Genomic DNA, 25,451 nt, shown 5'->3' on the forward strand with positions numbered 1-25,451 from the left:
CCAGCAACCAGAGATTTTAAATAATTACATGCCTTGGCCGAAAAAAATCCAAGCCAAATGTGCAAACTAGCCATCTATCCGAAAAAAATTAGGATAGATGGTCATTCATCGTGTGTTGAAGAGGTGCGCTTTTTTTATATTTCGGGCTTACAGAATATCTTGATTTATCTCCATTTATTCACCTCGTAAGAATTTTTACCTTTTAAAATTTTGAGTAATGTCAGTATCCATAACTAATTGAACGGTATTGAAGTAATCGTTCAAAAAAACTTTTGATACGTCTCCGTTCATATAGTTTTGTCGTTTGTTTATTCATCCAATATTTATTACGTTTTCTAAATGATTTCTCAAATAATAAGTGAAATCTTTAAAACACTCCATGAGTTCTCCCTATGATTTTCTGATATTTATAGTCGCTAGTATGTATTGGAATTTTCTAAAGGATTTTTGATAATTTTGTTCCATCAAACTTATTACCCCAGCCTTTATCCTCTCTAATAGAAGATTTTTCAAAAAGTTTAATGTCCGGTAATGGATAATTGTTTTTAATCATAGTATAAATAAGTATCTCTAAAGAGTTTAGACTATCTTCACCGTACCCACTTATACTACTATAAGCATGACTTTGTCCAAGCTCATGAATGTCTGATAATAATGAATTAATAGATTCATCAATTTTTTGATATAAATTATACAAATAATAAAATTCATTTTCAGTTAAACGTTCAAAGTCGTCTTCATCATATTCTTTAGATTCCAATAGACTTTCTGGGATTAATTCAGCTGTTGCTGAATTACAATCATCTAAATTATTGGAATTTGTGAATTCCCAGAGGTAATTTACAACGATTTTCCAGCTATTAAGATCATAGTTTAATGCTATTATTGCGTTTTCAAAACAACTTATGCCATATGCAACTCTACCTCTAAATGAAATTTCTTTAAATTTTCCTATATCCTTGAATTTTCCCTTTTTCTTTATTCTCTCTCTTTGTATATCAAGTACGTCTGTAATACCAGACTCTTCAAATCTTTCTATTATATATTCATGTCCGTATTGTAAAGCTAACATTCTTTCTTCTGTATAAATAGGTATTAACGTATAAAAATTAATACTTCTATTTTCCGAATCTATAAAACTTCTCATTCCTTTAGATGTACTGATTAAAATACACGATAATGCTGTATTGGAAGCGAATGGAGTTGGAGGTTCCCCATTTGGCAGCATGACTCCTTCCTCTAACCATTCATCATATTGATGTGGAATGTGAGCGACCATTCTCAACCACTGCAATGGCCAATAATAATCTTGCTTCGTCATTTCATTTCTACTTATTGGCCAATTTGCAGGCAACTTTAAGACTAATTCAGCGTACTTACTTCCCTTACATTCTTCTGAATCATCCATTGCACAATCACTCATTCCTGTAGTTACAAGAGTGATAAAATCATGTTCTTGCGACGGCAGTATAACTTGAATATCGATCGCTACCCTACTACCAGGTATGATTTCACTGATTGTATTATTGATGGGACCAAACTGTTCTGTTATAAAATCTAAAATACCAGTAGTTTCATTTTGCATCCTAGTTTCATACCCTTCTTTTTTATAAAGTCCTTACTTATAAAATTCTTCTACTGAAATGACTTCCATAGAGGTACAATAAAAATCAATAAATTCAAATCCATCATTTTCACCATATCCACTGTCATCATGTACATGATAACGCTGGCTGCTCACCAAACCTTGCTCTTTCATATCATGAACGATTAAGTCCCTTGACAACGGAAAAGTAGTTGCTTTTCTTATCGTTAAATCGTCCACATTATAATATCTAATCTTTATTTTGAATGGTTCCTTTGTTTGTAAAAGGACAACATGAAATGTAAGATCCATTGTTCCAACATAATTATCTTCAAAATCAATTTCGATATTATATTCAATATTTACTATTCTCTCGTAAACCCATGTACCATTTAGTGTCTGTTTAATTAGTTCTTTGTTTTTTAAATGCATAATGTTCTAACCACCTTTTTATCTACAAGAATATCCTGTTCTACATACCATAAACCTAATGGAAATCATACTAGGAATATCTGGAGCTACAATTGTAATCTCCTCACAAAAAGTTGTATCCATTTAAATGTAAAGCTTTAATATTTTCATGATATTTAAATGTATTGTTTTGCTACCTCACTTTTAGGCTTTAAGCTTACTATTTGTTCAGCTAATGTTTTAGCCTCTTGATTACTCAATAATTTATCAGGTATGTCATTAAAAAATAATAAATATTCTTTAAGCTCTACATCATCTTCATCGAATTCTACTGCCTTTTTTGCGTGATAATATGCTGCCTGATAAGCCCCCTCTAAATGACATAGTGGGTGAGATAATATAATTGAAGCAATATAGTGAAGGAAAGCTGTTTCCTTACTTTTTAACAGATCTAAAACAAAAGAATAATATAGGATGTTTTCTGATTTATAACACAATTCCAAAATACTGCATTCGAATTCATCTTTAGTCATACCATCCACTTGGGCTTTAGCTTCTGTAAATTTTAACGAAATAATTAAGTTTTCTAGTCTAGTTTTCATTTTTGATTTACCTCGCTCACAGTTAAATCAGAGTTATATCAACCCAATTTAGAAAAATAGTTCTTAATTTCATTCCCTAGATCATTTAAAATGATGGTTGTATTCTTAAAATCTACACTTTCTATTCCAACTGCTTCATCAAATCTTAGTTTTTCAAATGAACAATCAATAAACTTCACATTCTGAAAAATCGATGAGTGAAAACTAGAAATATCATAATTTACATTTTTAAATATTACATTTGAAAAACTCGCATTACTAAAAGAACAATTACGCATTTCTGAGTCAATAATCGTCATTTCAGAAAAATCACACTCATAAAAACTAGTTCTAAACCATTAATACCTGCAATATTTGTTTTTTTAAATATTGCATAATCCGAGTTCCCCTTAATAAAAATATTATCCTTGAAAATACAATCCTCAAAAGTACTACCGCATAAAGAAGCTCCACTTAAGTAAACTTTTAAAAAATCACATCCCTTAAAATTCACTTCTAAAAAGCTACTATTATTTAAATCATAATTTGGCTCATCACCAAAAGTCGTGGGTGACAAAATCAGCGGCCTGTTTCTAAACGTAAACGAAGGAAAAAACGGTCTTCATTTCGATAGCCAAAACCACGTCTTTTGATGAGTTTAATTTTATTATTCGTGCCTTCCATAATGCCATTCGATAGCGGTGAAATAATGGTATCCAACAACGCTTTTTCACGTGTTATCAATGTTTTTGCGATTTTAGAGACGGCACCACACATATGAAATTGATATCTTTTAAACCATTCTGTTAACCGTCGTTTTGCTTGTGTCATCGTTGTCGCTTTTAGTACATAACGCATATGATCCAATGCATGATAAATGTGTTTTGTATGCAAATCTTCCTGGTACCACTGTGCAATAAATCCACGTTCTTCTTCCGTTAATTGTTCAGGTTTTCGTGCCAAACAACGGTCGATGAATCGCGATTTATGATGCTTTTTGGCTTCTCCTAAATAACGTCGTCTTCGCTGTTGGGCATCTGTGAAAAATTGCACGAGATGAAAGCGATCCAGCACATGAATCGCAGTTGGATAAACTGTTTGTATCGCGTTTGCCATCGCTGGAGCGAAATCACTTACCACGGCACGAATAGGACCTATTACTTTCTGTAAAACGGCGGTAATGGCGTCTTGATCTCGATGAGGAACAATCGCCAAAATGTGACCTGTGTCGGCATTTAAAACACTGGTCGCATAATTATGTCCTTTGCGCAAGGCGAACTCATCAACGCAGATAGCTGTAGCTTTTTCTTCTACTAATTGATCTGGTGCATACAAGTAATACCAACGTTCAACAGTCGTATAGGGTAGTTCATATTCACGCGCTACATCAGCAATGGAACGCCCATGGCAACGCTGAACAAGCTCTTTACGAAACAAAGCTGATGACGCTTGTATAATCCCTAAACCAAAGTCATAGGTAAATGTAAGGTCACAAGCAACACAACGATGACGTGGAATTACCATCTCAAACCAAATCAATCCTAGGTGCCAAGCATAGCCATGACGAAAACGACGTAACGTTTGTGCATGACGAATTGTTTTCCCTTGGCAAAGTGGACATGGCACTGAATAAGCACCTACAGTAACAGGAAATACATTTGGTTCTTCATCAGATGGAAAAGAAACTTCGAAAAAAGATGGTAACGGTAATAGCATTTTGATAAACTTGGAGTACAAAGCGAAAACTCCTCTCGTGGTTTGTCTCGACAACAATTACGATACGTGAGTTTTCGCTTTTCTTCTATAGTAAAATGTAAAATTATTGAATTGATAGAAAATCAACCACCAGTTATGGTGATGAGCCATTATATAGGATGTTATCCTCAAAAAAAAGACTACACTTATCCTTAGATAATCCTAGTGAATAATCAGTGTATTTCTTTAATTGCTCATATATTTCTAACTTTACGCTTCAGCTCATTAGGATACACTCTTTATATTCCCGCATTGGCTAGCCTTTTATTTTTGAATTAAATATAGTCTATTACATTTAATATAGTATCTCTTAGTGCCTTATACTGTAAGTCTGGATAGGGTAATGTTTGTTCGTAAATTTCCAAAAATAACATTTTTAATTCTAATCTTTCATGTTGTGTCAAATCATCATCTATTTTTTCAAGCAATTGAAAAAAATCACCTAGCATAATACAAAGGTTAGATTCAGTATTTTCATTTTTGTCAATTAGGTATTCACTGTCAGGTAGTAGGTGTTTACTAGCTTTGTATATCACAATTCCTACCATCTCGTTATTCTGTAAAACAATTGAAAAATCTAAGGTCACCTTTACTTCAATGGAAGGCTTTGTTCTGATCCATTTTTCAGAATAGGATAGTAATATATCCTCTTCGACATAGTACTCGGTAAAATCTGATAATTTACAATCAAAATTCCCAACATTACTTATTTTTATATTTCCGTATTTTTCTTCTGCAAACATTATAGACGTTTTATCTCTTTTTACTATTATTGGCTCGTTCAATTTTATAACTGCACTTATAAAATCCAAACTGTCTTTGTCAAATAATATAGTATCTACATCAGACCATAACCAATTAAAGCTACCATAACTTGTATTTTTCAGCATTTCTATTTCGTAATAATTTTTCTCTTTACCAATCCATACACTAGACAAGTACCATCGTATTTCTAAATTGCTTATAATCTGTCCATCATTAATCATTATTTCCATGTTTATGCGCGGTAATTTTGCAAAGCAGATAACATAGCACACTTAAACTTTTTAACGTCTCTGCTTTATCTTTTACAACATTTCCTCCCTTTCAAATAATATCTTTAAATTATCACTTACGGCTTACGTATTTTGATACTTTTCAAGTTATTTAGTTTATGCAATAGGTTGTAACTTTTAAGAATTCCACTCAGAACTGCTTAGACCTCAGCAACAAAAAATGAAAAAGTTCAACTTATATAGCCTGCTTTTTTTAACATTACTACATTTACAGGTATAAATTGTTCTTGGCTTTTGGTGACTTTATCGGTTGCCTCAGTATATGAACATGTTTCACAAGATTTATACAAATTTATGCCATCGATATCGGAAAGAATTCTAAGATGGTCGCTTTGACAATGAGGACATATTGTTGAAGAAACAAATGTTATGATATCTGTTATTAGATTTGATACCCTTCTCCAAACTTCAATATCAGATTTAGGTGTTCGATTAATATAACTTTTAACAATTAATTTAAAATCGTCCCCTTTTGTACCAATAATATACATTTCGAGTTCAACCTTCACAATGAACCGGAACAATGTTCTTTCATTTTCTTCAAATTTATAAAACATATTCTGTTGAATATTATCAAAAAAATGCTCAATAGCTTCTTGATTACTTCTAACTATTTCTATTAACCTACGCAATAGAGTACTCAAATCTAATTTTTCTATTTCGCAAAACACTTCTAAGACTTCTGGCCATAATGAATCCCGAATTCTTTTTCTACTCATAGCCCGCACCTTTCATTGTCGCCGAAAATATTACTCTTACATCAAGAAAATGTTTTACTATCTTATATTTCTATTATTGTTTCGGCATGTTTTGTATCATTTTCAAAATTTTCAATCCAGAACTTCCGTTGCTCAGCTCCACCAATATTTATACCGAAAAGTTCTTGGCCATTGTTTAAGTTTAACTGAATGCTATCACAAATAAGTTGTTCCTTATTCAACTCCATACCATATATGATTATACTTTTAACAGTATTTTTAGCAGACATCGAATCTGTAAATATTATTTGTCTTACTGAAGTTTTACACCGCAGCATATCTTCATCATATTCAAACTTGTATCGTATTGAATCAACTATGCTCACACTTAGTTTTGAATACTGGTCAATTGATTCAAATTCGATACAATGTTCTCCTACTTCAAAATAATGTAAACGCATATCAGGATAGAACTCCGCAGCTCCATCTTCAATATCGACAAAACCAACTAAGTAAATATCTTGAACGGAATTATTCTTAAAAATATCTGTAAGTTTTTCCTGCATAAAAACTCCCCTTTATTTCGTGAAAAATTAAATACCTATGTCTATATGTTTTATGTACTTTTTACTATAGTATCAACAATAGTTCGTTGTAAATAAATTTCCAATCTCACTATATTTGGACCATCCAATTCAACGGCAAATTTTTCCTTTGAAATATTTTATAAAAATTACGATATCCTAGTTTTCCTTATAAAATCTTGATAATTATCATTTAAAGTTTCATTAGTAAAAGTTTTCAGCAATAACCTATTTGTTGAAGGAACAAAATAACAATCAAAAGGATGATGTACATGAAACAAAAGCTTTCACCTATATCGGCCAAAGAGCGGATAGAAACAATCGATGTATTAAGGGGGTTCGCATTATTTGGAATCATACTAGCAAATATTGTTTGGTTTCTTTATCCTGTCTACATGCAGGAAGATCCAAGTTTTAAAAATGAATGGACTTCTTTTTGGAATCAAGCCGATTACACAGTCAAATCTCTTCTTACTATGTTTGTCGATGGTAAATTTATTATGCTCTTTTCCATGCTGTTCGGTTTTGGAATGGTCATCATGCAGGAAAGAGCAGCCGCAAAGCAATTAAACTTCTGGGGAATTTATTCTCGACGACTTATTGCGTTATTTATTTTCGGTTGTCTCCATGCCTATTTCATCTGGTTTGGTGATATTTTAACAGACTACGCAATTTTAGGATTATTACTCCTTCTCATGCATAAGTTAAAACCTAATGCCATGTTAATCATTAGCATTACTTTATATAGCTTACTTTTTGGGGTTTTAACGCTAGGAGCTCTGTCTTCCAATCCTACTATGACCATGACTATGTCAGAGGAAAGTCGCCAGCTCATGCAAGTTACAATAGATGCCCACCAAAATGGAAGCATTCAAGAATTAATGGATGCCAACCTTATGGAAAGAACTTTTTATACAATGCGTAACGGATTATATATTCTTTTTTTAGGTGACCCTATTTTTTATTTATTCACAAATCTTCCGTTCTTACTAATGTTCCTATTCGGGGCAGCCGTTGCGAAGAAAAAATGGATTCAGCGTTTTGAAGACTATCGAAAAGGCTTTTTCATTACTTGGTTACTGACATTTATTACTGGTGGCACATTGAGCTGGATACTACCTTTCTTTTTAAAAAATGCATCAGCTGCTCAATTGATTCAATATATGAGCTCGCCACTCCTAACAATCTTTTATGCTATTAGCTTGATCTTCATCTATCAAACGGTTAAAGGGAAGAAAGTTTTACAGTGGTTAGCTTTCCCTGGAAGAATGGCATTCACAAACTATATCGGCCAATCAATTATTTGTACATTTTTATTTGGGCCGTTTGCATTTGGCGTATACGGAAAACTACACTTAACGACAGCCATCATCATTGCTATTGTCATTTTTGTGCTACAAATGATTTTTAGTAAGCTATGGCTATCCAAATTCCGCTTCGGACCATTAGAATATGTTTGGAGATCAATCACTTATTTAGGCATAAAAAAATAATTATTCAGTAAGCACGAAATATAAAAAAATAAGCGCACCTTCTCATGTCACCCTACATTAATTTTATGCATTTAACATTCTAAATTTAGATATACTAACTGCAACAACCTCTTAGAACACTAGATGAGGTCGTATAGTAAGAAGAGACGATACTCATCTTGACCCTTTTTTCATCATTAAGTGATTTTTATATTTTCTAAATACATACTCTTTACCTAAGTGCGTCTTGAATTTCTACTAGACCTTGCACAAAATCTTGAGAATGGTATTTAAATGAGCAACCGGTACGACAATTATAAGATGAAGGTAAATGTTCGAATCTTCTTAGGATCGAACGGGAAAAATTCCATAATACAAATCTCACTCGACACAAAAATTAACCTCTTTTGATATAATTTCAATTAATGTTTCCCTGTTCCAGGCCAGTAATATCTTAAATAGTTTGTAATCGCTTGCTGTTTCCTTTAATTTGTTACATGTTTCTTGTATTTTAATATTGTCAATTTCAACAATAAAGTCTCCTACCTCCTCACCTATAGCATCAAGTGCTTTTACACTTATCGTATCTATACAGTCGATACCTATTCCCCATATTTTATCGAATGGAATTTGTCTGCTGCGTCCTAGCATCTTACATTCGTCTGGTGTTTGCGCTCTTATAATTTGTAATGCAATTTTATCAGCACCAAACAATTTAGCTTTACGATACATTACAGCTTGTTCACTCCATTTAAAAAGTTGTCCTTGATGCTTAAATGGAGAGTAATAAAAGTTAGAAAATACATCTTGCTTTCCCTAGAAAAATACAAAGTCGTTAGCTTCTTTCATAATTAATGCTCCTTTTTTGAACTTAATTGACAATCCTTTTTTATTTGGTTTTAAATCCTCAAAACCTGGCTTGAATTTGGTCTCACTCAAGATTTAATCCAATTGAGTATTAGGCTTTCAATCTCTATTAAGTTTTTTTCATTTAACACACAATTGATTACTAATTCATCATTATGATTATCCATCGTACTATTTATCCAATGAGAAAGTTCTTGTTGGTCTCCCATATCTGTCTGAAGTATTCTGATAATCTTTTCATTTTTCAATGATTTTGCAGAAAAAATGGGATTTGCATTCATCATACTTTTCCCGTTCGAAAATTTAGTGTTGTAAAAAGGAGAAATCCATTCATTTTTATTTTTACTGTTTTTATCTAAAATGCTTAGAAAAAAATCAAGCCAGAATTGCTCTAACTCAGCATAAACATATTCATCTTCTAAATAAGTATTGAATTTCTGAAATTTTTGATGTGGAATCATTTACACCCCCCTTCCCTTTTGCAGGTGATGGATCAGGAACAATCGGGTCTGGCTGTGTATACATCCCCGCTTGTGGTGAGTAGTACCTATATCGATTATAGTAAAATCTTATTTCTTCATCCGCATACTGACCTTGATACCTAAATGGGATGAAGTCTTTCTCACCTGTAAATTCTTTCACTCGTCCATAAATATCAAGCTCAGCTGACCAAACCTTATTACCTTGTTCATCATAAGATTCTACAGGCGTTCCTAGATAATCACTAATAATACTGTAGTTACCTTCACTCGTGATTTTAACTGTACGAACCCATCATTAAACACCCATGTGACTAGATTATCTGGTATTTCTGAGTCGTTCTGTGATGGATGCTCATCTATATTTTCAAATATATCTGAATTATTATGCAAGAAATACTCATGTAGGATAGTATTCCCATCCCAAACGAAACTTGTTGTTTTCTCGTCAGAACACTTTTCTATTCGTCTACCAAGCGAGTCATACTTGAAAGTAACTTCTGTGTAGTCTGGTTTGATGACCTTCGACATTTGTCTCATAAAGATACTCTTTTAACATTTTGCAAATAGGATATTTAAATTCATTTGGTATATTTTTTATATTACCTTTCACAACCCACCTAAATAATCTCATAGACTTTATTTTGGGAGGAATGCTTGCTATTGATATAATATAGTTCCATTTGTTTGAATATTCCTCGAATTGAGGTAATTTAACAAGTCCTGTCGCTACTGCAAGTCTAATTTTATTATTTTTATGATTTACAAATTGTAGAAAGAAATTATAAATATTTTGGGTATCCGCTTCAAATTCATCATAAAGCTGGCGCATAGACCAAAAAACTCTATCAGATATTTGACCTAATGACCATAGTACCTGTTCTACAACCTTTTCATCTGATTCATATCGATACCCAACATTAATTAATTTTTGTATAAAATCTGGATTAGATAAAAATTCCGAAATTGGTGATCCAGTCTCTAATCTAGTTGCTTTTTCAATAGTCTTAATTAATGATAATGTATTTTCTGGAGTCGAATTGCACAAATCTTCAAGTGCTTTTGTCACTGCTTCTAATTTTTTTATGTTGGACATTTTATTTTACCTCCTCTATCAACATTTACCGTTTTGTCCTAAACCATCATGTTAGTACTAAATTCTTGAAGTTTTTAGTTTCTCGTACCAAAAAATATGTCCCAATTAAAGATATCAAATAAATATATGAAAAAACATATATAAAGGAAGGCTTCAACGTCTTCTTTACATATGTTTTTAATTTCTTTATTTGGTCAAATGAAATTTAATTTAGATTCATTGTGAAAATGTTAAGCCAACATAAAGCTATCTTTATTTATCAAGATCTACAGACCAATCAACCTCTTCATTAAACCAATTACATAATTTTGTTGAACCATTATCCATTTTCAAAGGAATTTCTCTTGCCCACATTTTAATGTCATTTATGAAAATCTCTTTTTCAAGCCCTTCAAAGTTATGTTTTTCTAACGCCCTGTTTAGAAACTCTAAGATTAAATTCCCCAAATGATACCGTTGCTCTACTTTATACATTTTTTCATATTCTTCTACCGTAACTGCCATATCAATTGTCAGATAGTTATCTTTTTTAGTATATCTGATAAATGATTTTCTTTCATAGGATTCAGGTAAGCATCTAATGGCTATCCCGATTGAAACATCGACATTCTTATATTTTGTATTTATATTAGATACCAATGCGTTTCTTAATTCACTAGCTAATTCACCAACTCTCGCACCCGCAGTGTCTGTAACTATTGAAAAATCCATACAACTCACTCCTTCTTAAACTTATTTAGTGACTACACTTATTGCCTGGAGGTAAAAATCCTTTCCATTGTTCATAACCTCTAATTTTCATATTTCCATGATATTTTACAGTTGCATTTGATACGTTTGAATGCAAAACTTTCATCTCAACACCCTTGCTTTAAATACATTTGACCAACCGGATTTTTCTTACCCCATTCCATTACATCGTACCAACCATCCTGCATTGCAATTAATGCATATAGATCATCCAGTCCAAACGAGTCTATTTTTACATTTGGATTATTCACATATGCGTACAAGGTAGGATTTCCACCCGCAAGTCCAATCGGGTCTATTTGAGTATAATTCCCTTGTTCTGGGTCATAGTATCGGAATCTGTTGTAATACAATCCGATCTCTATGTCATCATATTGCCCCTAATACCTAAACGGAATGAAATCCTGCTCACCAGTGAACTCATTCACTCGCCCAAAGATATCAAGCTTAGCTGACCAAACCCAAGTGTCATCATAATAATCAGCTCGAATGACATCTTCCCTATACCGTCGTGTTGATACGCTTCAAAATATTACCTGGACGATGAATCATAAGATAATAATTTTATTGATTGTTCAAATTAAAACACCCCCTGAAAATTAGACTTCTGATCTAACTTTCAGGAGGTAGTAAACCCTTTTTTTGTCACACACTCAAAATATTACCCTTAAAGTTATACTATACCTTTAAGGAGACTTTCCCCCATTTCGCTGTTCGATGTTTCCCTAACCAATTTTCCATTTTACTTCCCTTAGGGCAACCTGTTTTCGGATATTTAATAGGAATGAGTAGCAACAAACTAACTTCATCATCAACTTCATCAATTTGCTCTAAATCGGGATTAAATTGATAATCAGTTAGAATAAATGCATCAGTGCTTTTTGGCCATTCAAGTTGATTCCATTCAGTATCAGTCTTTTCAATAACCATCCCTTCACGAAGTTCATTTCCATCTAACCTATATTGACCCAACAAAAACATTAATTGTGCAGGAAAAGATTCAACGCACTTTTCGTCAACTAGTTGACGATTTACCGGCCAATCATACGGGACACTCATCATTAATTCAATTCTTGGTAAGGATTCAAAAACACCAATAGTAAATATTAACTTGAATTTCTTGTCATTTTTTATTAAAGCTGTTCTTAAGTCTATAGTATTTTTTGTTAGCACTGTAGATAATATTGAACCAACTTTATTATCAATGTGCGCTAAAATTCCATCCCCTCTTTCATTCATTAAATCAATTTGTTCATGTGCAGATAAACCTCCTTTTGACTTTAATAATTCAATAATATTTTGATGATCGTATACAGAAGCTAAATCTAGTGCTGTTTGGTTAAATCGCCTATGTAAACGATTTATATCAGCCCCACTGTCCAGAAGGTACTTAACATTTTCTATATGTCCCTCAATTACCGCAGACATTAATGGTGTAATAATTCCTCTACTATCTCCATCCACCCATGCACCAATTGAAATAAATTCTTTTACCCACTCTATGTCACCCTGTCCAGCAACATATTCTAGTGATGAACAGTACCAAGAGTCAACAACATTCACATTAATTCCTTTTTTAATTAAATATGAACAAGTATTTTTCTTTCCGCGCGATGAAGCAAAATGTAATAAACTCTCATTTTTCTCAACATTTCCATATACAGGAATATTAATAAATTCAGGATATTTAATAAGAATACTATCAAGTAATTTTACATCGTCTTCGCGAATTGAATCATAAATCTTGTAAAAAATATCAGTATTATCCTCAAATATTTTTTTAATATCTTCCATTTAGAAAAATTTTCCTTTCTTAGCATTTTTATCTAATAACTTCAGAGCTTCTTCAACAGCTGTCTTTCCTTCTTTATTTGCTTCTACCAGTGTATCATGTACATACTTCGCAGCTTTTTTAGTATGTGCGCCACCACCATTTTGCGCCCAAGTAAAGTTTCGAATGTCATCATTAAGCCCTATATTGTGTTGTTTTAAAATATCTTGAGAATCTGTAATGTAAAAGGTTACTTGCGTATGGTTATCTTTCGCGAAAATGACATCATCATAGGCATTGTACTTTAATTAAACGTCGTTACCATCTGATAGATTTGCCCGTACAAGTCGATTTAAGTTATCATAACGGAACTTTTCTGTGGCCGATATTCTTTAACTATTCTTTGCTCTTACTTATTTGTTCAAGTGCTAGATTTAGACATCAATCGTTTCCTAAAAATCATTTTTAAAAAAAGAGTTGCAATAAAACCCGATCAGGATTTATGCCACTCTTTTGATGTAAGTATAAATATCTTTACAATATTCACCAAGGTTTTAATTTGTACGAATCATATTGTGATGTTTAAAACATGTAACATTTCTTTTCTTTTATTCATAGAGAATGATGATTTACACAACAGTGTAAGAACTTAAATTACATCCCAGAATAAAAGGCAATAGCGTATTAGCATCATCGAAAAACCAAACTATTTAGATATTTCTGTTTCTTTTATACTTTTTCTCTACACAAGTTAAAAATTGTCAATTGTTTCTTATCCCAAAAGTATTAAATTTACTGAGGGTTTCAAGGCTAATATCATAGTGATTTTCAATTGGCGTATTAAAATATTTCATACTTTCTTTATCAATCAACCATGACAATTTTCCGTCTTCTATAAATGTATTTGAAACTAATCTTATAGATTCAAGAAATTCTAACTTATCTAAAAATTTCAAAGACGGTATATTCCCGCATGCTTCTATAGTTAAGACTCTCAAATTTGATAATGTTCCGAGAACCTCCCAATCATTAACCTTTTTACAATTTTGAATCCATAACTCTTTAACCGAAGAGTTGTTTTTAATTCCATCAATTGACTCTAATTTTGACAGATATCGTAATTTCAGTTGCTCTATTTCTTTTAAATCCTTTAATCCATCTATATTTTGAATAGGTGACGACCAAATCCCTAATATTTTTAATTTTTCTAATTTTACAAACTCGTCAACATTCTTCTTTTTATAATGATGAATTATTAAACGTTTTAAATTCACACAGTCAAAAATGTTTTCAATTTTTTTGTTGTACAAAACAAAGAAATCTTGTAATTTTATTAGTTTTGATAAGTCTAAGCTTTCTTCACAGCTTCCTTCTAAACTGAGATATTCTAAGTTCACTAACTTTTCGACGGCTTTCAAATTCCCATAACTTTTTCTACCTAAATCTAAGAATTCTAACTGAGTTATTTCACTTAAAAAATCTACATTCGGTAAAATCTTCTCTTCCATCTCTAAAGATATTCCATTCACGTTATTATTCTTCAAAAAATTTATTACATCTTTATCTATGGATTTCGATTCTTGGATAAACACATTATAATTTTTAAAATCAGTCTTTGAAGTAACTATATCATACATTTAATTTCCCCCTTAAGGTTTACATTTAGTACTTATTTTAATGTTTTTTCCAGGGCTGTTAATTTTATTCGATAGTTCTATTTTATCAGGATTAAATTTCTTTGTTTTGTATTTCTCTATTAAATCATCTTCTAGTTTAAATAAGTCTTTATCTGTTAAAGCATTAGGATCATGGATAAAGCCAACTTTATCTAAAACAGCTGGATCTAGTTTTCCTTTGTTTAGATGTTGATACAACCTCTTATAAAGATTTTTTGCTTTCCCGACATACATTTCATTTCCTTCTGGGAAGAAATAAACGCCACCTTTTTTTGCAAAAGGACCTAATAACTCTTTTAAGTACAATCTATCCCCATATTTAGTTGGCTTAAATCCACCTAAATCAAACTCTGTCAGAGGATCATAAATATATCCATACAACGTAGGATTCCCACCAGCAAGCCCAATTGGATCTTGTTGTAAATACATCCCCTCACTTGGAGAGTAGTAACGGAATCTGTTGTAATATAATCCGATTTCTCTGTCCTCATACTGCCCCTGATACCTAAACGGAATGAAATCCTGCCCCCCAGTGAATTCCACCATTCGTCCATAAATATCAAGCTCAGCTGACCAAACCTTATTACCTTCTTCATCAAAGGCTTCAACAGGCGTTCCTAGATAGTCACTAATAATACTGTAATTACCTTCATTCGTAATTTTAGCTGAAGTGATAAACCCATCATTAAACACCCATGTGACTAGATTATCTGGTATTTCTGAGTCGTTCTGTGATGAATACTCATCTGTATTTTCAAATATATCTGAATTATTATGCAAGAAATACTCATGTAGGATTGTATTCCCATCCCATACGAATTTCATTGTCTTTTCGTCAGAACACTTCTCTATCCGTCTACCTAGCGAGTCATACTTGAAAATAACTTCTGTATTATCTGGTTTGATAACCTTCGACATCATGCCATTGCCATAGTACTCGTACTTCCACGTATCACCGTTCTTCTCTGCCTTTTGAACAAGATTACCCTCTTCATCATAAGAGTATGTTGCCTCTCTCGTTTCAAGCAATCTGCTACCGGCACCATAGACACGATCAGTCTTTTCCTTCGTTTCATATAAATTCCCAACATCATCGACACTACGGTGTAAGAAGTCAAATTGATCGCCTTGATTGGACCAAACGAGGTTACTAAATTCATCGTAGCCATAGGAAACTTTTACACCTGTTAACTCGTTTACCATGCTTCGTAAGCGATGATTGACATCCCAATTATACACGCGTCTTCGTGTATCGCGGTTTTGACTATTTATTCGATGGTGTGTCGGTCTACCTGTTACATCATACTGCCAATTGCTGATGACATCCCCTGGTAAGATTCTCTCTATTTCTTGACCGAGTTCATTGTACTGCATTGACGCTGTCCATTTTTCTTGCTCTGAGCTAGAGGCTGTGATTTGTGACACATCTCCCATTTCATTACGAGCGACATCGATTTTTGCACCTAAGCTACTCGTAATCTGTGAACGATTGCCTAATTCGTCATAGCTACTCGCAATCCAATGGTCATTTTGCCACTCCTTGATCACTTATCCAGATGGGTCTCGCTCTAGCTTTACGGTCACATGCTCATTTTCAGTCTCAATTAACGAACCGTTTTTGTCATAGCCAAACGTTTCCCATGTGTCATCATAATAATCAGCTCGAATGACATTTCCTAGATCATCCTGCTGATACGCTGTCCAACGATCGCCGGGACGTTGAACCCTTTGAACCAATCCTGCCAAACTTCGTTCATACGTTCTTTCCATCTCATCAAAGCCAATTTCCTTGATAACATTCCCTTTCGTATCGCGTTCAAACTGATACGCTTCACCTTTTTCGTTGATGACAGCGGTTAACTGCTCTTCTGTATCATAGGTGAATTTGACTTTCTTTCCACTTTGTTCTCGGGATATTAAACTGCCCAGAATGGTGTAATCAAAGGCTACTTGCGTATGGTTATCTTTCGCAAAAACAATATCGTCATAGGCATTGTACTTCAATTGAACGTCGTTACCATCTGATAGATTTGCCCGTACAAGACGATTCAAGCTATCATAACGGAACTTCTCTGTAGCCCCTAGGGGATTGGTCGTTGTGGTACAATTACCACGATGGTCATATTTCCACTTCGAACTTGTCCCATCTGGCAAGGTTACTTGACTTAGGTTCAGATCAACATCATAAGCTAAGCTTACCATATGGCCTTGCGCATTTGTCACCGTTTTAATTAAACATTGTTCATTATAGGAAAATTCAGTCTTCACGCCATCTTCTAAAACATTTGCCTGTAATGTCCCATTTTCATTATAAATCCATTGACTGCTTCCCCCCTCTGCATTTACAGCCAGAATCAACCTATCCTTCTCATCGTACTGAGAGGATAAGGTACTGCCATCTGCAAGAGTAATCGTCGCCGGATTTGCCCACTCATCATAGCTAAACGTCGTCATATGTTCATCTTCATCTACTACTTGGAGTAATTCAAAATCCTCATTATATTGATAACTAACATCACTACCATCTGGATGAACAATTTTCGTACAGAGATTATCTTCGTTGAAATAATAATAATAACTCTTATGACCTAAGCTATTCGTAATTTCGTTATAGCCCTCATGATACGAAAGCTCACCTGCAAGGACATTGCCGTCTCCCCAAGTTTTGATGACTCGTGCACCTGTCGTTGGGCCATCATAGCGCCAGAAGAAGCTATTTTTATTACGATCTATATTTTGCATCATTAAATGATTGTTATATTTTAAATGCGTACTTTGCCCTAACGCATCTTGAATTTCGATTAAATCTTGTTGATCATTGTAAACATAACGAACTAATACTTCACGGCTCATCTGATTACGTAAGGCAACCTATGTCATTTTACCTACCTCATTAGTAGTAACTTCGAGCACTCTACCAACACTGCCTGTTACTTGACATAGGAACCCTTTAAGGTTATACGCTATGATGGGCTTGCTCATTTCTAACTTCTTTTAATCGGTATTTCGTCTCTGTTGTTTGTTCAAATACATAAATCAATCGTGTATCATGTTCAAATAAATGATACTCCTCACCTGTATTTGTTAAGGTCATTCTTTCTCGTTTGTTAAAATACGGCAAATTTATTGGTAAAATTAGAAACCCTATTGCGCAACCATCCGTCACAACAATCCCAATCAGGTCTTCTTCTTCAAAAATTTCTAAGGCTATTTCTTGGTAGCGAGGGTTTCCCTTCTTTAATTTTTCTTGTCAAATAAAATTGTCAGCAGGGGAGAGTATTAAGTTAATACACGGAACATAAATAATTCCTTTCTAACAAGAAAACACATGTAAAGAGAAGCCTTTAGCCTCCTCTTTACATGTGTTCATTTTTACACGCTTATTTAATTTACGTATTCACAATTCTAACCACTTTCTTACAGTCCATAATTCTCGATTACTTATCAAGATCTGAAGACCAATCAATTTCATCTCTAAACCAATTCTCTACTTTTATCGACCCACAATCCATTTTTATAGGAATTTCTTTTCCCCATTTTATAATATCATCAATAAATTCTTCGTTATCTAACCCTTCAAATGTTCTCTTTATTAATGCTTTTCTTAAATATTCAATAAAGATATTTCCTAGATGATATCGTTGTTCAATCTTATACATTTTTAAATAATCTTCCAATTCCACAGAAATATCAATAGCCAAACAATTATCTTTTTTTGTATATCTAATAAAGGATTTTCTCTTATATGATTCAGGTAAACAACGAAACCCTACTAGAATAGTAACATCTACATTGGCATACTTACTATGAATTCTAGGTATTAAATAGTTACGTAACTCACTTGCCAATTCTCCAACCTTTGAACCCGCCGTATCAGTTACAATGTTAAAATGCATATCATATCATACCCTTTCAAATTTAATGGCGACATTTATTTCCTGATGGTAAATGTCCTTTCCATTGTTCATAACCCCGAATTTTTTGATTTTCTAAATGTTTTACAGTAGCATCATTAACATTCGTATGCAATATCTTCATTTCTACACCTATTCGATTTAAATATGCTAATGTATATCTTTTCTTAGCATTTTTTGAAGTGCCGATTTTCCAAAGTTCTCCCTCTTTTAAAAATACTTTACCAACTGAATTTTTCTTTCCCCATTCCATTACATTATACCAACCATCTTTCAATGCAAGTAACGCATATAAATCATCAAGTCCAAACGGGTCTATTTTTAAATTTGGATTATTCACATATGCGTACAAGGTAGGATTTCCACCCGCAAGTCCAATCGGGTCTATTTGAGTATAATTCCCTTGTTCTGGGTCATAGTATCGGAATCTATTGTAATATAATCCTATCTCCCTGTCTTCATACTGCCCCTGATACCTAAATGGAATGAAGTCTTGAACACCGGAGTACTCCACCACTCGTCCAAACATATCTAGCTCAGCTGCCCAAACCCTATTACCTTGTTCATCATAGGCTTCAACAGGCGTTCCTAGATGGTCACTAATAATACTGTAATTACCTTCATCCGTTATTTTAGCTGAAGGTACGAATCCATCATTAAACACCCATGTGACTAGATTATCCGGTATTTCGGAGTTATTCTGTGAAGAATTCTCTACTAGACTTTCAAATTTATCTGAATTATTCTCCAAGAAATACTCATGTAGGATAGTATTCTCATCCCATACGAATCTCATAGTTTTATCGTCAGACCGCTTCTCTATCCGTCTACCTAGTGAGTCATACTTGAAAGTAACTTCCGTGTTATCTGGTTTGGTAACTTTCGACATCATGCCATTGCCATAGTACTCGTACTTCCACGTATCACCATTCTTCTCAAATTTCTGAATCAGACTACCTTCCTCATCATAAGAGAATGTTGCCTCTTTCGTTTCAAGTAATCTACTTCCGGCACCATAAACACGATCTGTCTTTTCCTTCGTTTCATATAAATTCCCGACATCATCGACACTTCGGTGTAAGAAGTCAAATTGACCGCCCTGATTGGACCAGACGAGGTTACTGAATTCATCGTAACCATAGGAAACTCGTATTCCCGTTAACTCGTTTACTATGCTTCGTAATTGATGATTGACATCCCAATTATACACGCGTCTTCGTGTGTCACGGTTTTGACTATTTATTCGATGGTGTGTCGGTCTACCTGTTACATCATACTGCCATTTGCTAATGACATCCCCTGGTAAGATTCTCTCAATCTCTTGACCGAGTTCATTGTACTGCATTGACGCTGTCCAATGTTCTTGCTCTGAGCGAGAAGCTGTAATTTGTGACACATTCCCCATTTCATTACGAGCGACGTCGATTTTTGCACCTAAGCTACTTGTAATTTGTGAACGGTTGCCTGATACATCATAGCTACTCGCAATCCAATGGTCATTTTGCCACTCTTTGATCACTTGACCAGATGGGTCTCGCTCCAGCTTTACTTTCACATGCTCATTTTCAGTCTCTATCAACAAGCCATTTTTGTCTTAGCCAAACGTTTCCCAAGTGTCATCATAATAATCAGTTCGAATGACATTTCCTAGACCATCATGTTGATACGCTGTCCATCGATCACCTGGACGTTGAATTCTTTGAACCAATCCTGCCAGACTTCGTTCATATGTTCTTTCTATCTCATCAAAGCCAATTTCCTTGATGATAATTGAACGTCGTTACCATCTAAAAGATTTGCACGTCTAAATCGAAAATGTATTTATTTTTGTTTATATCTTGGTCTGGCCGTGCATATATCCGCACATTTATATTTTAATCGACATACACGGGCGAGCGTGCGATATTCCTGTTGAGGATGTAAACTAAAAGCTTGGAGGGAATATCATTTCTAACTAAAAAACATATGCAAAGTTGACTTGAATGTCTTCTTCACATATGTTTTTGAGATTTCTTTAGTATTTTTTTGCAATTTTAATGGCTAAAATCATTTAAGAGAACTGCCAGTATCCAACAATAGGATCCATAACATTTTCATTCTTAATTTGTGCATAAATGTAAATAGCACCATATGAAAATGGATAATTCCCTTGAATAAAATCATCTTCTTCTGGATATCCTTGTTCATCAATTTGAAATAAAAATTCAAATGAATCAGCTACTAACTCTTTAGTATAAAAGTTTTTATTTTGGATGTGTTCAGGAGTCCCCCAAAATTTTATTAAGAAAATTTCATTATCACTTGTGTCGTTATTTATTACTCCACAATTAACAACGGCATACTTCTTCATATCTGGATTAGTAAACACATCTTTGCTACTTTCATTGGATACAGGGTGTTCCACAAGTAGAATTGTACAATTAGGATACTTGTTATTTTCTAAGTATTCATCATACTCTCTAGGAAAAAAAATTGTAAACATCATAGCTGAATTTAGTGGATTTACTAATGATAAGAAAAAGTAATATTTAGAACCATATCTACTTTGAAAATCTTTCTGATCATCAAAGTATGCTGGGGCATTCCCCCCAATCCAGCTAGTATCACCGTCAGTAAATTTTCTTCCCTTAAAAATCAGAGCTTTTGACCTATCACTTAATATATTACTCAAATTTTCCATTGTTTTTTCGAAACCATATTTCCTCTAACTGGCTTCTTTCCCCTTTCTAAGATTTACAAGGAATGAGACCATGTTTTTTGCCATGTCCAATAGCTTGATCTCTTAACTCCATAACCTTATCGGTTGCAAATTTCTTGGCATCAGCTAAACTCATACCTCTATTATTAACAAGATCTTCCATTATCGCACGCCTAGTTATAGCAGCATTTCGATTAATATTTGTTAATGCACTTTGTCTTTTTAAAACATTTTTATCATACAATCCATATTTTCTTTGTGCTCTATTTATATTCTGGTGAATTGGTTTTTCATGTAATGCGATTGAAGGATTGTCATATGACAGCGGTTTTTCCATTCTTTTGGTACCTAAATTGTGTTTCAACCAACCGTTTTGTAATAATTCATGACCAGTTAGTCCGTCACCAACATTTGATGGGGCATTAAAAATTCCGTACTTTTCAATATCAAATTCATTTATCAATCCAAATGGATCAATCGTAGTATTAGGATCACCCACATAGCCGTATAAGGTAGGGTTCCCGCCTGCAAGGCCGATAGGGTCAACCTGTGTATAACAACCGTCATCAGGTGAGTAATAGCGGAAACGGTTATAGTAAAGTCCCGTTTCTACATCGTGATATTGCCCTTGATACCTAAATGGAATAAAATCTTTTGAACCTAAAAATTCTTTTACTCTCCCGTATATATCAAGCTCAGCTGACCAAACCTTATTACCTTCATTATCATAGGCTTCGACAGGCGTTCCGAGATAATCACTAATTATGCTGTAATTACTATCATTCGTGATTTTAGCTGAAGGTACGAATCCATCATTAAACACCCATGTAACTAGACTATCATTTTCTAATTTAACTAGAGCTTCCTCTGAGAAATACTCATGTAGGATAGTATTCCCATCCCAAACGAAACTTGTTGTCTTATCGTCAGAACTCTTCTCTATTCGTCTACCTAGCGAATCATACTTGAAAGTAACTTCTGTGTTGTCCGGTCTGATCACTTTCGCCATCATGCCATTGCCATTGTATTCGTACTTCCACGTATCACCATTCTTCTCAACTTTCTGAATCAGATTACCTTCTTCATCATATGAGAATGTTGCCTCTCTCGTTTCAAGTAATCTGCTTCCAGCACCATAGATACGATCTGTCTTTTCTTTTGTTTCATACAAATTCCCGACATCATCGACACTACGGTGTAAGAAGTCAAATTGATCGCCTTGATTGGTCCAAACGAGATTACTGAATTCATCATAACCATAGGAAACTCGTATTCCCGTTAACTCGTTTACCATGCTTCGTAAGCGATGATTGACGTCCAATTATATACTCGTCTTCGTGTGTCACGGTTTTGACTATTTATTCGATGGTGTGTCGGTCTACTTGCGACATCATACTGCCATTTGCTGATGACACCTCCTGGTAAGATTCTCTCAATCTCTTGACCGAGTTCATTGTACTGCATTGATGCTGTCCAATTTTCTTGTTCTGAGCGAGAGGCTGTGATTTGTGACACATTGCCCATTTCATTACGAGCGACATCTATTTTTGCACCTAAGCTACTTGTAATTTGTGAACGGTTGCCTAATTCATCATAGCTACTCGCAATCCAATGAAACAGGCATAAATGAGATTCCTGTTTGGATATTAATAAAACTGTCAGATTATTATGGTGTCAGTGTTAATTATATTTTAGGGAAAATAAATGAGAGACAGACCTCACCCAAAAGGGGAATAATAAAAAAGAGTAGCAATCCCCAAAGAATTTTTGCTACTCTTTTGATGTAAATATAAATATTTTCACAAGTAAATCCACTGAATTTTTAATCTGTACGAATCATATTGTTCTGTGAAAAGTTGCAACATTTTTTCTCTTTTATTTCATAAGCACTCCACTCGCCAGTGTATTTATTCTTTGCCAGTATATCAACACCATGACCAGATTTATCTTGAATCTGAACAACTTCTGAGTATCTGCCACAATTGTTCAATCGATTGACTATTTCATTCTCACCGACATTACCTAAAGATGTATTCAATCCTTACTGATCTATCCAGCTATTCGGATCACTCACATATCCATAGATTGTAGGATTATTCCCAGAAAGTCCTATCGGGTCTTGTTGTATATACATTCCCTCTTGTGGTGAGTAGTACCTAAATCGATTATAGTAAAACCCTATTTCTTCATCCGCATACTGCCCTTGATACCTAAAAGGGATAAAATCTTTCTCACCAGTGAACTCATTCACCATCCATAAATATCAAGCTCAGCTGACCAAACCTTATTACCTTCTTCATCAAAGGCTTCAACAGGCGTTCCTAGATAGTCACTAATAATACTGTAATTACCTTCATTCGTAATTTTAGCTGAAGGGATAAACCCATCATTAAACACCCATGTGACTAGATTATCTGGTATTTCTGAGTTGTTCTGTGATGAATACTCATCTATATTTTCGAATATATCTGAATTATTACGCAAGAAATACTCATGCAGGATTGTATTTCCATCCCATACGAATTTCATTGTCTTTTCGTCAGAACACTTCTCTATTCGTCTACCTAGCGAGTCATACTTGAAAGTAACTTCTGTGTTGTCTGGTTTGATGACTTTCGACATCATGCCATTGCCGTTATATTCGTACTTCCACGTACCACCATTGTTTTCGACTTTTTGAACCAGATTTCCTTCTTCATCATAAGAGAATATTGCCTCTCTCGTTTCAAGCAATCTGCTTCCAGCACCATAGACACGATCTGTCTTTTCTTTTGTTTCATACAAATTCCCGACATCATCGACACTACGGTGTAAGAAGTCAAATTGATCGCCTTGATTGGTCCAAACGAGATTACTGAATTCATCATAACCATAGGAAACTCGTATTCCCGTTAACTCGTTTACCATGCTTCGTAAGCGATGATTGACGTCCCAATTATATACTCGTCTTCGTGTGTCACGGTTTTGACTATTTATTCGATGGTGTGTCGGTCTACTTGCGACATCATACTGCCATTTGCTGATGACATCTCTTGGCAAGATTCTCTCAATCTCTTGACCGAGTTCATTGTACTGCATGGATGCTGTCCAATTTTCTTGTTCTGAGCGAGAGGCTGTGATTTGTGACACATTGCCCATTTCATTACGAGCGACATCTATTTTTGCACCTAAGCTACTTGTAATCTGTGAACGATTGCCTAAACGACTATTCACTTTAACACTACAAAAAATTGCACAAGATGGAGATAAATAAAAAAGAAAAACATATGTAAAAAAGCCCCATTAATCACGTAAAAATGAATGTTTTCAGCTATAAAATACTTTTAGCAGTATTACTTCCAATTTCAGAGTATTTATACTCTATAACTCTTACTTCAATTGAAGGATAAATTTTATTTTCCAATAAAGTATCAAAATTCTTATGAATAATAATAGAGAGCATAACATCCTCCTTTTCTGGATGAACTAGAGTTGCATAAAACCTGTAATCATCAGGTATTTGTTCTTCAATCAATTTTGGAGGATTACCACCTATTCTACCTCTCACATGATCATCAAAAGGAATACATTGAGCAAACAATTAAAATCCACCCTTCCATTTTATTAGTTTTTAGGAAATTTTATATAACCTTGTCCCTTAGCAAAATTAATTGCATCCTCCCTAAGTTTCATCGTTTATTCATTAGAATATCGCTTCGCATTTACAGGTTCCCAACCTCTTTTCAACAATCCTTCATCTTTTCCAAATGTCTCTTGGACTCACTTCTTAATTCGTCATAACCATAGGTCACTCGAACACACTTTAACTCGTTTATTACAACCATATCCAAAAGGTTAATAGATTTAATAAAAAGAAAGAGTAGCAATAAATCCAGATTCTTGGAATTTACGCTACTCTTTTGATTATGTTTTGAAATAAATATTTTTTTGTAAGCATAGCCTCCATTTGCTGTTAATACCCAGCCTCGGATGAATCAGAGTAATTAATACACGGGAAACAATACCACCAAAATTTAATAAATACACCTTTGTTAGAGATGAGGGATTTAGTAATAAATT

Annotated in this window: 27 protein-coding genes and 2 pseudogenes; 1 reads left to right on the forward strand and 28 read right to left on the reverse strand. The window is 33.9% G+C overall.

Annotation, left to right across the window (positions count from 1 at the left end; genetic code table 11):
- Positions 1-436: 436 nt before the first annotated feature.
- The 9 genes from BFJ97_RS25180 to BFJ97_RS11735 all read right to left on the reverse strand — a co-directional run bounded on the left by BFJ97_RS25180 (position 437) and on the right by BFJ97_RS11735 (position 6,651).
- Positions 437-1,585 carry a suppressor of fused domain protein gene (locus tag BFJ97_RS25180; RefSeq protein WP_223553508.1) on the reverse strand — a complete coding sequence of 383 codons (1,149 nt, stop codon included), beginning with the start codon at positions 1,583-1,585 and terminating at the stop codon, positions 437-439.
- Positions 1,586-1,618: 33 nt separating this feature from the next.
- Positions 1,619-2,017, reverse strand: coding sequence for a hypothetical protein (locus BFJ97_RS11700; protein WP_068984810.1), 399 nt, complete (start codon positions 2,015-2,017; stop codon positions 1,619-1,621).
- Between the two features lie 155 nt (positions 2,018-2,172).
- Positions 2,173-2,598 (reverse strand): hypothetical protein, encoded by a 426-nt coding sequence (locus tag BFJ97_RS11705; RefSeq protein ID WP_068984811.1) that lies wholly within the window; start codon positions 2,596-2,598, stop codon positions 2,173-2,175.
- 38 nt (positions 2,599-2,636) lie between these two features.
- Positions 2,637-2,897: a pentapeptide repeat-containing protein gene (locus tag BFJ97_RS11710; protein WP_068984812.1), complete on the reverse strand. Its 261-nt coding sequence runs from the start codon at positions 2,895-2,897 to the stop codon at positions 2,637-2,639.
- Positions 2,894-3,154 carry a pentapeptide repeat-containing protein gene (locus tag BFJ97_RS11715; protein ID WP_068984813.1) on the reverse strand — a complete coding sequence of 87 codons (261 nt, stop codon included), beginning with the start codon at positions 3,152-3,154 and terminating at the stop codon, positions 2,894-2,896. Before BFJ97_RS11715 ends, BFJ97_RS11710 begins: the two co-directional genes overlap by 4 nt.
- Positions 3,155-3,156: 2 nt before the next feature.
- On the reverse strand, positions 3,157-4,314 hold the full coding sequence (locus tag BFJ97_RS11720) for an ISL3 family transposase (RefSeq protein WP_068984814.1): 1,158 nt from the start codon (positions 4,312-4,314) through the stop codon (positions 3,157-3,159).
- Between the two features lie 293 nt (positions 4,315-4,607).
- Positions 4,608-5,270 carry a hypothetical protein gene (locus BFJ97_RS11725; protein WP_139114428.1) on the reverse strand — a complete coding sequence of 221 codons (663 nt, stop codon included), beginning with the start codon at positions 5,268-5,270 and terminating at the stop codon, positions 4,608-4,610.
- Between the two features lie 287 nt (positions 5,271-5,557).
- Positions 5,558-6,106, reverse strand: coding sequence for a hypothetical protein (locus tag BFJ97_RS11730; protein ID WP_068984816.1), 549 nt, complete (start codon positions 6,104-6,106; stop codon positions 5,558-5,560).
- Between the two features lie 62 nt (positions 6,107-6,168).
- A complete protein-coding gene (locus tag BFJ97_RS11735) occupies positions 6,169-6,651 on the reverse strand; it encodes a hypothetical protein (RefSeq protein ID WP_068984817.1) in 483 nt (160 codons plus the stop codon).
- Positions 6,652-6,941: 290 nt separating this feature from the next.
- Between BFJ97_RS11735 and BFJ97_RS11740 the strand changes: the two genes are divergently transcribed.
- The gene (locus BFJ97_RS11740) at positions 6,942-8,162 is read left to right on the forward strand and encodes a DUF418 domain-containing protein (RefSeq protein ID WP_068984818.1); all 1,221 of its coding nucleotides are present in this window, start codon (positions 6,942-6,944) and stop codon (positions 8,160-8,162) included.
- A 360-nt stretch (positions 8,163-8,522) separates the two neighbouring features.
- On the opposite strand, the pseudogene BFJ97_RS11745 reads toward BFJ97_RS11740, so the two are convergent.
- From BFJ97_RS11745 to BFJ97_RS11830, 19 genes and pseudogenes are all read right to left on the reverse strand, one after another.
- Positions 8,523-8,939: pseudogene (locus BFJ97_RS11745) on the reverse strand (hypothetical protein); the annotation flags it as partial.
- A 137-nt stretch (positions 8,940-9,076) separates the two neighbouring features.
- Positions 9,077-9,469 carry a hypothetical protein gene (locus tag BFJ97_RS11750; protein WP_068984820.1) on the reverse strand — a complete coding sequence of 131 codons (393 nt, stop codon included), beginning with the start codon at positions 9,467-9,469 and terminating at the stop codon, positions 9,077-9,079.
- Positions 9,420-9,764, reverse strand: a complete 345-nt coding sequence (locus BFJ97_RS25700) for an RHS repeat domain-containing protein (RefSeq protein WP_083227008.1) — start codon at positions 9,762-9,764, stop codon at positions 9,420-9,422. The genes BFJ97_RS11750 and BFJ97_RS25700 overlap by 50 nt, the downstream gene beginning before the upstream one ends.
- Positions 9,765-9,968: 204 nt before the next feature.
- On the reverse strand, positions 9,969-10,583 hold the full coding sequence (locus tag BFJ97_RS11755) for a hypothetical protein (protein ID WP_068984821.1): 615 nt from the start codon (positions 10,581-10,583) through the stop codon (positions 9,969-9,971).
- Positions 10,584-10,835: 252 nt separating this feature from the next.
- Positions 10,836-11,294: a hypothetical protein gene (locus BFJ97_RS11760; protein WP_068984822.1), complete on the reverse strand. Its 459-nt coding sequence runs from the start codon at positions 11,292-11,294 to the stop codon at positions 10,836-10,838.
- 146 nt (positions 11,295-11,440) lie between these two features.
- Positions 11,441-11,701: pseudogene (locus tag BFJ97_RS23650) on the reverse strand (RHS repeat-associated core domain-containing protein); the annotation flags it as partial.
- A gap of 310 nt (positions 11,702-12,011) precedes the next feature.
- Positions 12,012-13,127, reverse strand: coding sequence for an ankyrin repeat domain-containing protein (locus tag BFJ97_RS11775; RefSeq protein WP_068984823.1), 1,116 nt, complete (start codon positions 13,125-13,127; stop codon positions 12,012-12,014).
- 738 nt (positions 13,128-13,865) lie between these two features.
- The gene (locus BFJ97_RS11780; protein ID WP_068984824.1) at positions 13,866-14,741 is read right to left on the reverse strand and encodes a hypothetical protein; all 876 of its coding nucleotides are present in this window, start codon (positions 14,739-14,741) and stop codon (positions 13,866-13,868) included.
- Between the two features lie 12 nt (positions 14,742-14,753).
- Positions 14,754-16,328: an RHS repeat domain-containing protein gene (locus BFJ97_RS11785; RefSeq protein WP_068984825.1), complete on the reverse strand. Its 1,575-nt coding sequence runs from the start codon at positions 16,326-16,328 to the stop codon at positions 14,754-14,756.
- Positions 16,329-17,633 (reverse strand): RHS repeat protein, encoded by a 1,305-nt coding sequence (locus BFJ97_RS11790; RefSeq protein ID WP_068984826.1) that lies wholly within the window; start codon positions 17,631-17,633, stop codon positions 16,329-16,331.
- Between the two features lie 103 nt (positions 17,634-17,736).
- Positions 17,737-17,874 carry a hypothetical protein gene (locus tag BFJ97_RS24715; protein ID WP_175401738.1) on the reverse strand — a complete coding sequence of 46 codons (138 nt, stop codon included), beginning with the start codon at positions 17,872-17,874 and terminating at the stop codon, positions 17,737-17,739.
- Positions 17,875-18,217: 343 nt separating this feature from the next.
- On the reverse strand, positions 18,218-18,676 hold the full coding sequence (locus BFJ97_RS11795) for a hypothetical protein (RefSeq protein ID WP_068984827.1): 459 nt from the start codon (positions 18,674-18,676) through the stop codon (positions 18,218-18,220).
- A gap of 22 nt (positions 18,677-18,698) precedes the next feature.
- Positions 18,699-20,276, reverse strand: coding sequence for an RHS repeat-associated core domain-containing protein (locus BFJ97_RS25445; RefSeq protein WP_139114430.1), 1,578 nt, complete (start codon positions 20,274-20,276; stop codon positions 18,699-18,701).
- A 468-nt stretch (positions 20,277-20,744) separates the two neighbouring features.
- Positions 20,745-21,374: a hypothetical protein gene (locus tag BFJ97_RS11805; protein ID WP_068984829.1), complete on the reverse strand. Its 630-nt coding sequence runs from the start codon at positions 21,372-21,374 to the stop codon at positions 20,745-20,747.
- A 46-nt stretch (positions 21,375-21,420) separates the two neighbouring features.
- A complete protein-coding gene (locus tag BFJ97_RS11810; RefSeq protein WP_139114431.1) occupies positions 21,421-22,713 on the reverse strand; it encodes an RHS repeat domain-containing protein in 1,293 nt (430 codons plus the stop codon).
- Positions 22,680-22,907: a hypothetical protein gene (locus BFJ97_RS11815; protein ID WP_139114432.1), complete on the reverse strand. Its 228-nt coding sequence runs from the start codon at positions 22,905-22,907 to the stop codon at positions 22,680-22,682. Before BFJ97_RS11815 ends, BFJ97_RS11810 begins: the two co-directional genes overlap by 34 nt.
- Positions 22,908-23,433: 526 nt before the next feature.
- Positions 23,434-23,646, reverse strand: a complete 213-nt coding sequence (locus BFJ97_RS25705; protein ID WP_068984832.1) for an RHS repeat-associated core domain-containing protein — start codon at positions 23,644-23,646, stop codon at positions 23,434-23,436.
- The gene (locus BFJ97_RS11825) at positions 23,640-24,605 is read right to left on the reverse strand and encodes a hypothetical protein (RefSeq protein ID WP_068984833.1); all 966 of its coding nucleotides are present in this window, start codon (positions 24,603-24,605) and stop codon (positions 23,640-23,642) included. Before BFJ97_RS11825 ends, BFJ97_RS25705 begins: the two co-directional genes overlap by 7 nt.
- Before the next feature lie 97 nt (positions 24,606-24,702).
- The gene (locus tag BFJ97_RS11830; protein WP_217492396.1) at positions 24,703-24,972 is read right to left on the reverse strand and encodes a hypothetical protein; all 270 of its coding nucleotides are present in this window, start codon (positions 24,970-24,972) and stop codon (positions 24,703-24,705) included.
- Positions 24,973-25,451: the final 479 nt, after the last annotated feature.

It is taken from the genome of Lysinibacillus xylanilyticus (assembly GCF_001708185.1).
Taxonomy (GTDB): domain Bacteria; phylum Bacillota; class Bacilli; order Bacillales_A; family Planococcaceae; genus Lysinibacillus; species Lysinibacillus xylanilyticus_A.

Coding starts and splice junctions, on each gene's coding strand:
- BFJ97_RS25180 (WP_223553508.1), bottom strand. CDS start 1,585: ATGCAAAATGAAACTACTGGTATTTTAGATTTTATAACAGAACAGTTT.
- BFJ97_RS11700 (WP_068984810.1), bottom strand. CDS start 2,017: ATGCATTTAAAAAACAAAGAACTAATTAAACAGACACTAAATGGTACA.
- BFJ97_RS11705 (WP_068984811.1), bottom strand. CDS start 2,598: ATGAAAACTAGACTAGAAAACTTAATTATTTCGTTAAAATTTACAGAA.
- BFJ97_RS11710 (WP_068984812.1), bottom strand. CDS start 2,897: ATGACGATTATTGACTCAGAAATGCGTAATTGTTCTTTTAGTAATGCG.
- BFJ97_RS11730 (WP_068984816.1), bottom strand. CDS start 6,106: ATGAGTAGAAAAAGAATTCGGGATTCATTATGGCCAGAAGTCTTAGAA.
- BFJ97_RS11735 (WP_068984817.1), bottom strand. CDS start 6,651: ATGCAGGAAAAACTTACAGATATTTTTAAGAATAATTCCGTTCAAGAT.
- BFJ97_RS11740 (WP_068984818.1), top strand. CDS start 6,942: ATGAAACAAAAGCTTTCACCTATATCGGCCAAAGAGCGGATAGAAACA.
- BFJ97_RS11750 (WP_068984820.1), bottom strand. CDS start 9,469: ATGATTCCACATCAAAAATTTCAGAAATTCAATACTTATTTAGAAGAT.
- BFJ97_RS11755 (WP_068984821.1), bottom strand. CDS start 10,583: ATGTCCAACATAAAAAAATTAGAAGCAGTGACAAAAGCACTTGAAGAT.
- BFJ97_RS11760 (WP_068984822.1), bottom strand. CDS start 11,294: ATGGATTTTTCAATAGTTACAGACACTGCGGGTGCGAGAGTTGGTGAA.
- BFJ97_RS11775 (WP_068984823.1), bottom strand. CDS start 13,127: ATGGAAGATATTAAAAAAATATTTGAGGATAATACTGATATTTTTTAC.
- BFJ97_RS11780 (WP_068984824.1), bottom strand. CDS start 14,741: ATGTATGATATAGTTACTTCAAAGACTGATTTTAAAAATTATAATGTG.
- BFJ97_RS11790 (WP_068984826.1), bottom strand. CDS start 17,633: ATGAGCCGTGAAGTATTAGTTCGTTATGTTTACAATGATCAACAAGAT.
- BFJ97_RS24715 (WP_175401738.1), bottom strand. CDS start 17,874: ATGACCTTAACAAATACAGGTGAGGAGTATCATTTATTTGAACATGAT.
- BFJ97_RS11795 (WP_068984827.1), bottom strand. CDS start 18,676: ATGCATTTTAACATTGTAACTGATACGGCGGGTTCAAAGGTTGGAGAA.
- BFJ97_RS11805 (WP_068984829.1), bottom strand. CDS start 21,374: ATGGAAAATTTGAGTAATATATTAAGTGATAGGTCAAAAGCTCTGATT.
- BFJ97_RS25705 (WP_068984832.1), bottom strand. CDS start 23,646: ATGGTGAATGAGTTCACTGGTGAGAAAGATTTTATCCCTTTTAGGTAT.